Source organism: Nonlabens sp. Asnod3-A02 (assembly GCF_045063755.1).
In the GTDB taxonomy this organism is placed as follows: Bacteria; Bacteroidota; Bacteroidia; order Flavobacteriales; family Flavobacteriaceae; genus Nonlabens; species Nonlabens xylanidelens.
Map to the genome: position 1 here is coordinate 905,378 of NZ_JBEFOC010000007.1, position 12,678 is coordinate 918,055.

Sequence of the window (12,678 nt, forward strand, 5' to 3'; positions counted from 1 at the left end):
ATGTTTGAAATTATTTTTAGCATTTGTTTAGGTATAGGACTAGCCGCTAGTGCTGGTTTTAGAGTTTTTATACCACTACTATGTGCAAGTCTCGCAGCTTACTTTGACGTCATACCACTTAATGAGAGCTGGCAGTGGGCAGGTAGTCTTACCGCTGTGATCGTACTAGGAGTAGCCGCAATAGTGGAGATACTTGCATATTACATACCTTATATAGATAATTTGCTAGACACTATATCTGTACCACTAGCCGCCATAGCAGGTACTGCTGTAATGGTAAGTGTCATGGGAGATATGAATCCAGTTTTTACATGGACTATGGCTATTATCGCAGGTGGTGGTACTGCAGCCGCTATTTCTACCACCACATCTGGAGCGAGAGCAATGAGTACTTCTACAACAGGAGGTTTTGCAAATCCCATAGTAAGCACTGCCGAGGCTGGTTTTAGTGGCATGCTATCCTTAGTTTCTATAGTGTTTGCACCGCTAGCTGTCGTAATTGTGTTCTTCCTTTTGATAGGTATTAGAAAGTTGTATAAGAGAATTTTTAATAAGAAAAAGCAAGAAGTCGTTATTAATAGATAATGTTTTATGATAATTCCGCTTTCGCGAAAGCGAGATAAAACTAACAAATAGATATGTTTAAATACTTGAGACCTAAGAATGCTGTTTATCGATTTAGTGAAGATAAAAAAGCACTTTTAATAAATGATAATGTAAAAAATAGATTTTGGTTGAGCATTTGCTTAATGTTTTTCGGAAGTCTTAATCTATTACTGACAGTGAATAATTGGGGTATGTATTTTAAAATATTCAGTTATGCGTTATTGTTATTTTCAACCATAGTAATAGTGGTTATGTTTCAAACTCATACATTAAAGAATGAAATACAAAGGGCAGAGGTAGATTATCTTTTATTTAGAAATAATAAAAGAGTAAAACAAACCATGATTAGACTAAAAAACGGCAAGTATCGTAACGTCATTTTTAATCATGAAGCACATCGTTTAAATTTTGTGCAATTCATAGAAGAGAACGATTTTGAGGTCAAGAGAGTAGAAAGTATATTGCCACTAGTACTGCTCAATTATTAAAAGTGATAATAAAAAGAATGTTTAAAAGCGTCAAAAAACTATTTACAGATAAGAATTCTACAATAGCCTTTGATCCAGACAGGCAATGTTTTAAAATAGATGATCATGCAAAGGGGCAGGTCTGGATGTTGAGAATACTGTCTGTAACCATGCTGTTTTTCTCGCTTTTAGGATATTTTAAATCTGATAATCTCAATTTATTTTATTTAGTACTTGCTATATTTTTTACAGCTATGTTGATTTTAGGTTTTGTAAATAATAATGCATCTGCAACCATACCTCTAGACCAGATTAAATCGGTAAGCTATCGCAAGTCTACAACCAGTGCTACAGGTAGTATCAGGTTAAATAATAAAAGGCGTAGAGTGTTATATCACTATAATTTATCGCAATTTGATGAACAAGTAGAGCTTTTTAAAAGTCATGGTATAGAGATTAAAGAGAAATCATCTTGGTTTTAAAATGAAAAGAAATATTTATAAAATTCAATTGTCAAATGTTATCTAAACTTAAAGATTTATTCAGTTATCAAATTTCTCAAGTCAATTATGATAAAGATTTACAGCTTTTTGAAATAGAAGATAATGTTAAGAAGCAACTAGTTATCTTTCAGGTAATTAATTTATTAATGATATTTTTAGCTGTTATAAATTATTTAAATTTTGATGAATTAAATTGGTTAAGTGTTACTCCATTAATCATATTTCCTATTCTAGCTATTTTTAATTTTTTTCTTTTAACAGGAAAGTCTAAAATAGCTTTATCTGAAATTAAATACCTTATTTATAGTAAAGGCAATAATTCTATAGGACTAGCAATAAAATTAAAAAACAGAGCACGTAGGACTCTTTACGTTTTAGAGCGAGATAAGACAGAAGAAATAGTAACTTTGTTTCGTAATGAAGGAGTTCTTATTAAAAATAAGTAATTTCTATTGTTTTAAATTTTAAAATATCTTTTGAAAAAAATAGCCGTAATTCCAGCACGTTTTGAAGCCAGTAGATTTCCTGGTAAATTAATGAAAGACCTTTGTGGTAAAACAGTCATTATGCGCACGTATGAGGCTGCATTGCATACTGGATTATTTGATCAGGTTCTTGTTGCGACAGATAGTGATGTGATTTATAACGAGATTATTAGTAACGGTGGAGAAGCAGTAATGTCTCAAAAAAACCATGAAACTGGTAGTGACCGCATTGCAGAGGCTGTAGAGAGTTATGAAGCAGATATAGTGATTAACGTACAAGGCGATGAGCCGTTTACAAATCAAACAGATCTTAAAAAACTGATTGAGGTTTTTGAAAACGATAAGGATCAGGAGATCTCACTAGCATCATTAATGCATGAAATTACTGAAATAGAGGATATTGAAAATCCTAATAATGTAAAGGTAATAACAGATTTGAATAGTAATGCTCTTTATTTTTCACGTTCTGTGATTCCTTTTCCTAGAGACAAAGCTGTTAAACAGCCTGTTTATAAACACATAGGGATTTATGCTTTTAGAAAAAGTGCTTTATTAGATTTTTATAATCAGTCGCCTACACCGCTAGAATTATCTGAAAAGATAGAATGTATAAGATATCTAGAACACGGTAAAAAAATTAAGATGATTCCTACGAGTCACTTGAGTATAGGAATCGATGTGCCAGAAGATCTAGAAAAAGCTAGATTAGAATGGCAACGTCTTCATTAGAATAAGAATGTACTAATAAAGGCTCTTACCTAGGTAAAAGCCTTTAAATTCTAAATAATTATTGGGGTAAAATCTTTAGATAGCTATTCCTACCGGTAGCATATCTTTATATTTGTTTCTAAATTTACGAACAAAACCTGCAATTTTAGGATGTGTAGGAACAACTTTTAGTTCTTTTTCATCTCTTATGTTATCAAAAACGCCGGTTAAGAATTCGTTTCTAAAATCTAAATCATCCTCCAGATCTTCTGGTACAATGTATTTAGTTAAGAATATTTTTCTCTCTTGTTGAGAATATTCAATTTTTGCAAAAATATCGCCTTTGCGACATTCATACTGACGCAAAAAAGCATTGTCAGTAATTTCTAGAGTAGTAGAAGGTTCCATATTCTTTTTTTTAACTCATTTAATATCTAAAAAATAGATAAGCACTAATATTTAAAAGTTAACTTTATGGCTGATTAGTGTCGTGAGTAAAAATTTTCACTTAATATCTTGTAAAGATACCTTAAAATTTGTGTCATAAAACCATTAAAAATGTTAAAGCGCTGAAATGACAGCGTTTCCTTAAATTATGAAGCATGTTTATTTAATGCCAGGTATGGCAGCTTCTCCATTAATTTTTGAAAATTTAAAATTACCAGAGAAAGATTTTACCGTCCATAAACTAGAATGGATTATCCCTAAAGTGAAAGAACCTCTGAGGGATTATGTAACGAGGTTGTTAACGCATGTTAAGCATGAAAGTCCTGTGTTGATAGGGGTTTCCTTTGGTGGTGTTATAGTTCAAGAAATGGCCAAACAGATAGATGTAGAAAAAGTTATTTTAATATCTACTGTTAAATCAAAGAAAGAATTTCCAAGAAGAATGCGTTTTTCTAAAGCGACTGGACTTCATAAAATATTACCTACTAGACTGGTAGAAAATTTTGATTTACTCGTTAAATATAATCCTGGTTTTGCACCTAAAAAGATAGAACTTTATAAAAAATACCTGTCAGTTAATAATAGAATATACCTTAATTGGGCCCTAGATACTATCTTAAATTGGGAACAAGAAGAGCCACTTTTAAATTCCATACACATTCATGGTGATGAAGATCCCATATTTCCTATTAAATATATAAAGGACTGTATTATCGTGCCCGGTGGTACGCACATTATGATTATTAATAGATTTAGGTGGTTCAATGAACATTTACCAGATATCATACTTTCTTAAAATATTATAAAGCTTAACTGTTTGTAATGCTTTAATACTCGCATGTTTTATATCTTTAACCCATAATTATAGTTAGATATGAAAAAGATATTTTTAGGAGCAGGAATCGCAGTAGTTTTTATATTCACCATAGGTGCCATACAACAGGATGGTGATTCTAGCAGTGCATCTAGCACCACAAATTCACAAAGTACAACAACAGCTGCCACCAGTTATAAAAGTAATGATAACGATAAAAGAGTAGAAGATTATAACGTGTACAGTGTACAATTGCCTAAGAGTCTAGACTTTGCGGGAGAGGCTGTGCCATTGCACCAGCCAGATATAAGAGAACGAGTAGATAGAGAGTTTTTAGTAAATACTTACTGGCAATCTAACGGTATTTTACTTATAAAAAGAGCTCAAAAATACTTTCCTATTATAGAACCTATTCTAGCAGAAAATGGTGTGCCAGATGATTTTAAATATCTAGCAGTTATAGAAAGTGGATTACAAAACGTTACATCTCCAGCAGGAGCAAAAGGTTTCTGGCAAATCATGAGAGGTACAGGAAAAGAACTAGGTCTAGAGGTTAATGATAATGTAGACGAGCGTTATCACCTAGAAATGGCTACTAAGGCGGCTTGTGATTATCTTAAACAAAGCAAAGAAAAATTTGGCAGTTGGACACTTGCAGGTGCCGCTTATAACGCAGGTAATGGAGGTATTAATAAACAATTAAATGCCCAAGATGTTTCTAGTTACTATGACCTACTTTTAGGTCAAGAAACAGGTAGATATGTTTTCAGAATATTAGCTATTAAAGAGATCTTGAAAAATCCTAAAAACTTTGGTTTTAATGTAGATCCTAGTCATGGTTATGACACCATACCTACTAAGAATGTTTTAGTAGATTATCAGGTAGATGACCTTTCCGCTTTCGCGAAAGCTAACAACATCAACTATAAAATTCTTAAAATTCACAATCCGTGGTTAAGAGAGCCTAAACTGAATAACAAATCAGGTAAAGAATACTTAATCCAAATTCCTGAAGAGGGATATTATAACTAAATTATGTTAGACTGGTTTCTCTCTAACTGGTTCATGGAGCTACTAATTATAAATTATGTGGTTGCATTAGGTGCAGCTTTTTTTCTAATACGTAGCAATCAAAACCCTAGAAAGACGCTATCTTCTTTACTATTTCTTATCACATTTCCATTTGTAGGTCTTGCGATCTATTACTTTTTTGGAATGGAATATAGAAAGTCTAAAATTTTTAAGCGCAAAGATCTAGCAGGACATCACCTTATTAAATCATGGGAGAAACGTTTACATCTATCAGATCAAAAATTATCAGAGTACGAAGATGATTTTTTAGATAATCGTGTAAAGCTAGTCAGGTTATTAAATCAAAATCAATCGTCTTCATTAACTCTTAAAAATGACCTTAAAGTTCTTATTAACGGAGAGAACACCTTTAAATACATTTTTGAAGACTTAGATAAGGCTACAAATCACATACACCTCGAATACTTTATTATTAAAGACGACCTTATAGGTAATGCATTTATAAATAAATTGATAGATGCTAGAAAAAGAGGTGTAGAAGTAAAGCTTATCTACGACTCGGTAGGTAGCGATTTATCCCGTAAGGCAAAAGCTGAAATGCGAGCAGCCGGAATTGATTTTCATGCATTTATGCCTGTTATATTTTCTAACTTTACTCGTAAGGCTAACTATCGAGACCATCGCAAAATATGTATCATAGATGGGCACATAGGCTATTTAGGTGGTGTAAATGTAAGTGATGATTATGTAAATACAGTAGATGACTCTAGTGAGGATTACTGGAGAGATACTCATTTAAGAATAGAAGGACACGCTGTAAAAACCATGCAAGCGCAGTGGTTGCTTAACTGGTATTTTGTTAGCGATCATATAAATGAAAAAACCATCATTGAGTTGCCAGACAGCTATTTTCCAGAGATAGATGAAAAAGTAAATAAAGCAGTTCAAATAGCGGCTAGCGGTCCAGATACCGATTGGGCTAATATTATGGAAGCTATTTTTATAGCCATTACTACGGCTAGTCATAATATTAAAATTACCACACCTTACTTTATTCCTAATGAGGCTATTTTAACAGCATTAAAAAGTGCAGCGAGAGCAGGAATAGAAGTAGAGATTATGGTACCTAAAAAAGGAGATAGTTGGGCAGCAAGATTTGCCAGTCGTTCTTATTTTAGAGAAATATTAGAAAGTGGTGCAAAAATTTACTGGTATCATAAAGGCATGTTGCACGCAAAAACCATGGTAGTAGATGAGGAATTCTCAACAATAGGGACTTCAAATATGGATTATCGCAGTTTTGACATCAATTTTGAGATTAATGCACTTATTTTTGACAAAGAAATATCTCATGAATTGAACAATCAGTTTAAGTTAGATCTAGAACACTGTGAAGAAGTGGTCATAGATAAATGGCTTAAAAGAAATAAATGGAATAAAATCAAAGAGTCTTTTTGTCGATTGTGGGCTCCTTTATTATAAATATGAAAAGAAAAAAAATGACGTTAGAAATTATATTGCTCTTATTGTTATTAGGTTTACTAGCAGGATTTTTAAGTGGAAGTGTAGGAGTAGGTGGCGGTGTTATTATGGTACCACTCGCTATTTGGTTTTTAGGATATAGCCAGCACCAGGCACAGGGAATGAGTCTAGCAGTTCTAGCAGTCCCAGTTACATTACTTGCTGCTTATACCTACCATAAAAATGGATTACAAGTTAATGAAGGTCTAGACTGGCGTTATGTCCCTTTTATCGCAGTTACCTTTGTAATAGGTGGTTACTTTGGGTCTAAGTTAGCTCTTAACATTGATCAACAATTATTGAAAAAGATATTTGGAGTTATACTAATTATAGTGGCTATAAAAATGATCTTTTTCTCTAGTGCAAAAGGCGTTAGTTAAGAAAACTCTAACATTTCTAAAAGACTAAATCATCGAAATTTACAGACTTAAATATTAAAAATTATCACAATGAAAAAATTATTATTTGTTTTGAGCTTAATGCTTGTGGCTACAACAGTTAACGCTCAGATCGAAGCTCCACAACCTAGCCCTAGTGCAAAAACAGTACAAACTGTAGGACTTACAGAGGTTACTTTAGATTATTCTAGACCAGCTAAAAGAGGTAGAGATATCTTTGGTGATTTAGTACCATTTGAGACATTATGGAGAACCGGCGCAAACGCTAACTCTAAGATAACTTTTTCAGACGATGTTAATTTTGCAGGAACTGATGTAAAGGCAGGAACTTATGCTGTTTTTACAAAGCCAGGTAAAAAAGAATGGACAGTAATGTTATATAGCGACACATCTAACTGGGGTACACCAGGAAAATGGGATGATTCTAAAGTTGTTGCTACTACTACAGTAGAGGTTTCTAAACTTAAAAATGCTCAAGAAAGCTGGACTATGGCAATTAACGAGCTTAATATGGATGGTGCTCACTTACAAATGATGTGGGATGAGACTATGGTTGCTGTTCCATTTACAGTACCTACAGCTGCAAAAACGCAAGCTAGTATTGATAAAGTAATGGCAGGACCAGCTGCAAACGATTATTACAGCGCTGCTACATTTTACTTAGATGCAAATAAAGATCTTCCACAAGCTCACCAGTGGATTACAAAAGCAGTAGAAGCAAATCCAGACGCATTCTGGATGCACAGAAGAAAATCTCTTATCGAGGCAAAGATGGGTAACAAATCTGCAGCAATTGCGAGTGCAAAGACATCATTAGAATTAGCAAAAAAAGCTAAGAATGCTGACTATGTAAAACTAAATGAAGACAGCCTTAAAGAATGGGGCGCAAAGATGTAATTATCTTTTATTACATACCGCTTTCGCGAAAGCGAAACATACATCAAACCGTCCAGAATATTCTGGGCGGTTTTTTATTTTTGAACGCAACCTTTTTAACTGTTCCATACTTATAAGTATAATTACATTTATAATCTATTTGAATTAACCAATCTTGAAATTAAACGAACTTCTCAAATTATGTAAAAAGGATGATATTAGAGCTCAAAAAGAGCTCTATAATATCTATAAAGACCGACTCTTTGTTCTTAGCTTAAAGTACAGCAGAAATAGAGAAGAGGCAGAGGATAACCTGCACGATTCTTTCATGGTTATTTTTACTACTATTAAAAAGTACAAAGGTAAAGGCAGTTTTGAAGGATGGATGAAACGTATAGTCATTAATAAAGCGATTACTTCATTTAAAAAGCAATCTAAATTTAACGTGCTTATCAATGAAGAAATAACTGAAGACGTGATGGTGGAGGAGACAACTCTAGACCAAACTTCTTTACAAGTAATACTTAATGCAGTGCAAAATCTTCCAGATAGATATAGAATGGTCTTTAATCTATACCAAATGGATAATTATACACATAAAGAAATTTCTGAAATGCTTGATATAACAATAGGTACGTCAAAGTCTAATTTACATAGAGCAAAGGTTATTCTTAAAGAAAATCTTCAAAAATTAAATGTTAACTCAAAAAATGGATCTTATGGGAACTAAGAAAGAAATAGGCTCTGTAATAAAAAACCAGTTGGACTCATTGAATGTTACTCCTAGCGAGCAGTTATGGGATAGACTGGAAGAAAGTTTACAAGAAAAAAAGAAAAGAAGAATATTACCTTTTTGGTTTTGGTACGGGACTGTAGGTACATTACTTATAGGTATTTTATTAGGTGGTAGTTTTTATCACTTCTCATCAGTATATAATTCTAAGCATGAAGTGTCTAGTAAGGAGACTAATGTAGAAAGTTCTATTTCAGAAAAACAAACGCTTGAAAATGAAGATCCTGACTACCTGTTAAAAGAAACTACTGATAATAACTTAAATGATAGTAATCAACTACCACATGTATCTGATTCTTATAACCATGCAGTTGCAGTTGTTATGGATGATGATGCAAATACAAATACTGATGCAGCTTCTTATTCTCAAAATAATTCCAACTCATATTCAAGATCTAGTGCTCCTATAGCAACTAATTCTAGCATAGCTATGTCCATTCATGAGGATCAAAATGAATATAATCAACCTAATATAGATCAAAATGATTCTGATATTCTAAAAGAGGATCTGAATACTAAACGAAGTTTTTCAGATATAGAAAACGCGTTGATTTTAAAAAATACTACAAATACAGAAGCAGCTGTAGAAGATTCTTTATCGGTTAATCAAAAGGAGAAACAAAAGAAGAAAAGAAAGCGAAATAAAAAAGAAAGAAAGAAAGATACTATAAGTAAACCGTATGTAAGCCCATGGAGTGTAAGTGTTTCTGGGATAGTTAACTCTTATGATAATTTCGGTAAATCATCTTTAATAGATAATAGACTAGACGGGAATCAAGTAGATAGAGATTACAACTTAAATTATGGTATAGCTTTGCATCATAGTATACAGGATACTAAGTATACCTTAAGAGTAGGTGTCAATTATATTAAGTATGGACAGACGACACAGTTAGAAAACTCATCTATCAATTTAGAAAGATTGCAGTATGTTACTTATAAAGCAGACCCTACATTGGTGAGTGATTACTTAAGTACTGCTACAGATATAGACATTTTTCAAGAGTTTACCTATATCGAGTTTCCTTTTCAATTACGTTATTCGTTGTATAAGGAAAAGCTAGACTTAGGATTAATGGTAGGTGTTCAGTCTAGAGTATTATTAGAAGATAGTATTACATTTAAATCAAACGTGGGAGATCTAGAGGTAGGAGAGTCTAATACGTTATTTGATTTTGGTGTATCGGCACACCTTTCCTTGCCAGCTCGATTTAAGCTATATAAAAAGTTTTACTTTAATGTAGAGCCATCAATTTATTATCATTTAAAGCCTTATGAGGCTGACAATATAAGTACACCGTCAGAATTTAGGCTAACTACTAGCTTAGAATATAAATTTTAATTTGGAATAGCCACCGCTTTCGCGAAAGCGAAACGCACACGAAGCCGTCTAGAATATTTCTAGGCGGTTTTTTTTATGTCTTACTTGATTATTTTTATTCATCTATTCAAAGTAGGAGTAAGAACTATCTAATAGCTAGATCTAAATGTTATCAATAGGAGAGATGGATTTTATGATAGACTTCTACTGTTACATACACAAAGGTTGTGAAATATAAAAGCCGTTTGATAATACTATCAAACGGCTTTTATAAGTTATAAATGAATCAGTTAATTAATTAACTAACCAGTATACCTGGCGTGCTAACTGGCTGATGATGATGATTACAGCAAATACTATAGCTATAATACGCAAGCTAGATTTTTTGATGCATATAGCTAATAGTAAAGGTATAAAAGCAAAAAGAATGTTTATAAAAATACGAATAGCCTGTCCTGGACCATGCCAAAATTCTATAGATAATGATGTAAATAACCAATCCAATAAGTTATCGAACAACCAGAAAGAAATAATCGCTAGTAACAGTTTAGGTCGCCATCCTACAGATTGTGGTGCTGCAGTATAGTTAATTTGATTACTAGAATTATTTTGAGTTCCTTGATAACTTTGTTGCTCAAAACTTAAGTCACGCTCAAATGTTTGTGGTGCCGCTTGTTGATTATTACTTACAGGATTAGGCTGTTGGGGTATGTGAGTAGTATTTTGATACGGTTGCTGTTGGGTGTTTTGTTTTTGCTTAAATAAATTAGCAACCTCTATAACCTCTCTAGCAGGCTTTAATTCTGACGTTCCATCTAGTCTTAACTTATAATCAGGACGTATATTTTTATCGAGTAATTCTTGTGGTGTAAAAGGACCGAATTCTCTAAAACCATCGTGGTAGAAATACTTGTTCATGCTTTAATTCTTTTGAAACTCAAAAATACTATTATCCTCTTTATTCACCGAGCTTATAATTAAGGCTAGGGTAATAGTAAGAATAGCACCTAGCGGATTCAACCATAAGAAAGGCAATATCTCTATTCCTTCTACAAATTCATGAAGTATAGCACAAGTGGCAACAATTACTTGAGAAATGCATGCAGCAATAAAAATAGCTTGACCTTTGATTTTTTTAAAGTAAAAAGCAACTAAGAATATCCCTAAAATAGTACCGTAAAATATAGAACCTATAAAATTAACTAACTGTATGAGGTTATCAAATAACGATACAAAACTAGCAAAGCCTATGGCTATAACTCCCCACATAAGCGTGAACCATTTACTCATGTTTACATAATGGTCGTCATCTTTTTCTTTTGTGCTGTATCTTTTATAAATATCTACAGCAGTGGTAGAGCTTAATGCATTTAATTCTGACGCGGTAGAACTCATAGCAGCACTCAGGATAACAGCTAGTAAAAGTCCTATTAAGCCTTTAGGTAAATGGTTTAAAATAAAATGAATGAAGACAAAGTCCTTGTCATTAGTCTCAATACCTTCGTCTGCTTTATTAATTAATTCTCTTGCTTTTTGTCTATTGGTTTCTTCTTGTGTTCTTAGATAATCTAAAGCGATTTCATAATTACCTACATCTTCAGAAGAGGTGCTCAAAGCTGCTGCATAATTTTTTTGAACTTCCTGTTTTTCATTCAGGATTTCTTCATGACTCGATTCTAGTCTGCTGTATTCTCCAGCATATAGACTTTCTTTAACAGCTTTTTCTGCCGCAGGATTAAAATTAAGAGGCGTAGAATTAAATTGATAAAATACAAATACCATCACACCTACCATGAGTATAAAGAACTGCATCGGTACTTTAAGTAATCCATTAAACAGTAGTCCTATACGCATTTGCTTTATAGATTTACCAGAGAGGTAACGTTGTACTTGTGACTGGTCGGTACCAAAATAACTAAGCATTAAAAATGTAGCACCAAATAAAGCACTCCATACGTTATACCTATCGTTAAGAGAAAAGTCAAAGTCAAGGACCTTCATTTTATCAGCACTACCAGCCATAGTAAGCGCGTTATCAAAACTTACATTATCTGGTAGTTGTGTTACTATAAGTACAAATGCGGTAACCATACCAGCCATGATAATTATCATTTGCTGTTTTTGAGTCACATTAACGGCCTTTGTACCACCAGAAACAGTATAAATAATAACCAGAATACCTATAATTATATTTAAGTATTTTAATTCCCAATCCAGTACAGCGCTTAGTATTATGGCAGGTGCATAAATCGTAATTCCTGCTGCAAGACCACGTTGTATTAAGAATAATATAGAAGCTAACGATCTTGTTTTTAAATCAAATCGCTTTTCTAGAAACTCATAAGCGGTATAAACTTTAAGCCTGTGATAAATAGGTATAAAGGTGACGCATATGATAATAATAGCTATAGGTAAACCAAAATAGAACTGCACAAACTCTAAACCGTCTGTATAAGCCTGTCCAGGCGTACTCAAAAATGTAATAGCGCTAGCCTGTGTGGCCATTACCGATAGACCTACAGTCCACCAGCGGGCATCTCCACCTTTTATATACTCTTCGCTGGTTTGTCTTCCTCTTGTTTTATAAACACCATAAAGGACTATAAACGCTAGGGTACTTACTAGTATGAACCAATCAATTACCTCCATAAACTGAGCTTAAAATGTAAAACAAAATTGCAAAAACTAGGTTTGCTATAATCACCAG

At 33.0% G+C, this 12,678-nt stretch carries 15 protein-coding genes; 12 read left to right on the plus strand and 3 right to left on the minus strand.

Annotated features, from left to right (window positions below; all coding sequences use genetic code 11):
* From ACJJVN_RS07505 to kdsB, 5 genes are read left to right on the plus strand one after another with little or no spacing between them, the layout of a single operon-like run.
* The gene (locus tag ACJJVN_RS07505) at positions 1-585 is read left to right on the plus strand and encodes a DUF4126 domain-containing protein (RefSeq protein WP_405377672.1); all 585 of its coding nucleotides are present in this window, start codon (positions 1-3) and stop codon (positions 583-585) included.
* 53 nt (positions 586-638) lie between these two features.
* Positions 639-1,094 (plus strand): hypothetical protein, encoded by a 456-nt coding sequence (locus ACJJVN_RS07510; protein WP_405377673.1) that lies wholly within the window; start codon positions 639-641, stop codon positions 1,092-1,094.
* Positions 1,095-1,111: 17 nt separating this feature from the next.
* Positions 1,112-1,555, plus strand: a complete 444-nt coding sequence (locus ACJJVN_RS07515) for a hypothetical protein (protein WP_405377674.1) — start codon at positions 1,112-1,114, stop codon at positions 1,553-1,555.
* A 35-nt stretch (positions 1,556-1,590) separates the two neighbouring features.
* Positions 1,591-2,022 (plus strand): hypothetical protein, encoded by a 432-nt coding sequence (locus ACJJVN_RS07520; RefSeq protein ID WP_405377675.1) that lies wholly within the window; start codon positions 1,591-1,593, stop codon positions 2,020-2,022.
* A 30-nt stretch (positions 2,023-2,052) separates the two neighbouring features.
* The gene (gene kdsB, locus ACJJVN_RS07525) at positions 2,053-2,790 is read left to right on the plus strand and encodes a 3-deoxy-manno-octulosonate cytidylyltransferase (protein ID WP_405377676.1); all 738 of its coding nucleotides are present in this window, start codon (positions 2,053-2,055) and stop codon (positions 2,788-2,790) included.
* A 75-nt stretch (positions 2,791-2,865) separates the two neighbouring features.
* Here kdsB and ACJJVN_RS07530 read toward each other — a convergent pair whose 3' ends face one another.
* A complete protein-coding gene (locus ACJJVN_RS07530; RefSeq protein ID WP_104516328.1) occupies positions 2,866-3,177 on the minus strand; it encodes an N-acetyltransferase in 312 nt (103 codons plus the stop codon).
* 187 nt (positions 3,178-3,364) lie between these two features.
* Here ACJJVN_RS07530 and ACJJVN_RS07535 point away from each other — a divergent pair, with 187 nt between their 5' ends.
* From ACJJVN_RS07535 to ACJJVN_RS07565, 7 genes are all read left to right on the plus strand, one after another.
* Positions 3,365-4,012 carry an alpha/beta hydrolase gene (locus ACJJVN_RS07535; protein WP_170034646.1) on the plus strand — a complete coding sequence of 216 codons (648 nt, stop codon included), beginning with the start codon at positions 3,365-3,367 and terminating at the stop codon, positions 4,010-4,012.
* A gap of 78 nt (positions 4,013-4,090) precedes the next feature.
* Positions 4,091-5,062 carry a lytic transglycosylase domain-containing protein gene (locus tag ACJJVN_RS07540; protein WP_405369019.1) on the plus strand — a complete coding sequence of 324 codons (972 nt, stop codon included), beginning with the start codon at positions 4,091-4,093 and terminating at the stop codon, positions 5,060-5,062.
* Positions 5,063-5,065: 3 nt separating this feature from the next.
* Entirely contained in the window at positions 5,066-6,544 is a 1,479-nt protein-coding gene (gene cls / locus ACJJVN_RS07545) for a cardiolipin synthase (RefSeq protein WP_405377677.1), read from the plus strand.
* Between the two features lie 17 nt (positions 6,545-6,561).
* Positions 6,562-6,963 (plus strand): sulfite exporter TauE/SafE family protein, encoded by a 402-nt coding sequence (locus ACJJVN_RS07550; protein WP_245890736.1) that lies wholly within the window; start codon positions 6,562-6,564, stop codon positions 6,961-6,963.
* 69 nt (positions 6,964-7,032) lie between these two features.
* A complete protein-coding gene (locus ACJJVN_RS07555; protein WP_405377678.1) occupies positions 7,033-7,878 on the plus strand; it encodes a DUF2911 domain-containing protein in 846 nt (281 codons plus the stop codon).
* A 154-nt stretch (positions 7,879-8,032) separates the two neighbouring features.
* Complete coding sequence (locus tag ACJJVN_RS07560; protein WP_104516337.1) at positions 8,033-8,587, plus strand: RNA polymerase sigma factor; 555 nt, start codon at positions 8,033-8,035, stop codon at positions 8,585-8,587.
* Positions 8,577-9,992 carry a hypothetical protein gene (locus ACJJVN_RS07565; RefSeq protein WP_405377679.1) on the plus strand — a complete coding sequence of 472 codons (1,416 nt, stop codon included), beginning with the start codon at positions 8,577-8,579 and terminating at the stop codon, positions 9,990-9,992. The genes ACJJVN_RS07560 and ACJJVN_RS07565 overlap by 11 nt, the downstream gene beginning before the upstream one ends.
* Before the next feature lie 273 nt (positions 9,993-10,265).
* Here the strand turns inward: ACJJVN_RS07565 and ACJJVN_RS07570 are convergent, their stop codons facing one another.
* On the minus strand, positions 10,266-10,889 hold the full coding sequence (locus ACJJVN_RS07570) for a hypothetical protein (protein ID WP_405377680.1): 624 nt from the start codon (positions 10,887-10,889) through the stop codon (positions 10,266-10,268).
* Positions 10,890-10,892: 3 nt separating this feature from the next.
* Entirely contained in the window at positions 10,893-12,620 is a 1,728-nt protein-coding gene (locus tag ACJJVN_RS07575) for a sodium:solute symporter (RefSeq protein WP_405377681.1), read from the minus strand.
* Between the last annotated feature and the right edge of the window lie 58 nt (positions 12,621-12,678).

Coding starts and splice junctions, on each gene's coding strand:
- ACJJVN_RS07530 (WP_104516328.1), bottom strand. CDS start 3,177: ATGGAACCTTCTACTACTCTAGAAATTACTGACAATGCTTTTTTGCGT.
- ACJJVN_RS07575 (WP_405377681.1), bottom strand. CDS start 12,620: ATGGAGGTAATTGATTGGTTCATACTAGTAAGTACCCTAGCGTTTATA.
- ACJJVN_RS07535 (WP_170034646.1), top strand. CDS start 3,365: ATGAAGCATGTTTATTTAATGCCAGGTATGGCAGCTTCTCCATTAATT.
- ACJJVN_RS07510 (WP_405377673.1), top strand. CDS start 639: ATGTTTAAATACTTGAGACCTAAGAATGCTGTTTATCGATTTAGTGAA.
- ACJJVN_RS07515 (WP_405377674.1), top strand. CDS start 1,112: ATGTTTAAAAGCGTCAAAAAACTATTTACAGATAAGAATTCTACAATA.
- ACJJVN_RS07540 (WP_405369019.1), top strand. CDS start 4,091: ATGAAAAAGATATTTTTAGGAGCAGGAATCGCAGTAGTTTTTATATTC.
- ACJJVN_RS07520 (WP_405377675.1), top strand. CDS start 1,591: ATGTTATCTAAACTTAAAGATTTATTCAGTTATCAAATTTCTCAAGTC.
- ACJJVN_RS07550 (WP_245890736.1), top strand. CDS start 6,562: ATGACGTTAGAAATTATATTGCTCTTATTGTTATTAGGTTTACTAGCA.
- cls (WP_405377677.1), top strand. CDS start 5,066: ATGTTAGACTGGTTTCTCTCTAACTGGTTCATGGAGCTACTAATTATA.
- ACJJVN_RS07565 (WP_405377679.1), top strand. CDS start 8,577: ATGGGAACTAAGAAAGAAATAGGCTCTGTAATAAAAAACCAGTTGGAC.
- ACJJVN_RS07570 (WP_405377680.1), bottom strand. CDS start 10,889: ATGAACAAGTATTTCTACCACGATGGTTTTAGAGAATTCGGTCCTTTT.
- ACJJVN_RS07505 (WP_405377672.1), top strand. CDS start 1: ATGTTTGAAATTATTTTTAGCATTTGTTTAGGTATAGGACTAGCCGCT.
- ACJJVN_RS07555 (WP_405377678.1), top strand. CDS start 7,033: ATGAAAAAATTATTATTTGTTTTGAGCTTAATGCTTGTGGCTACAACA.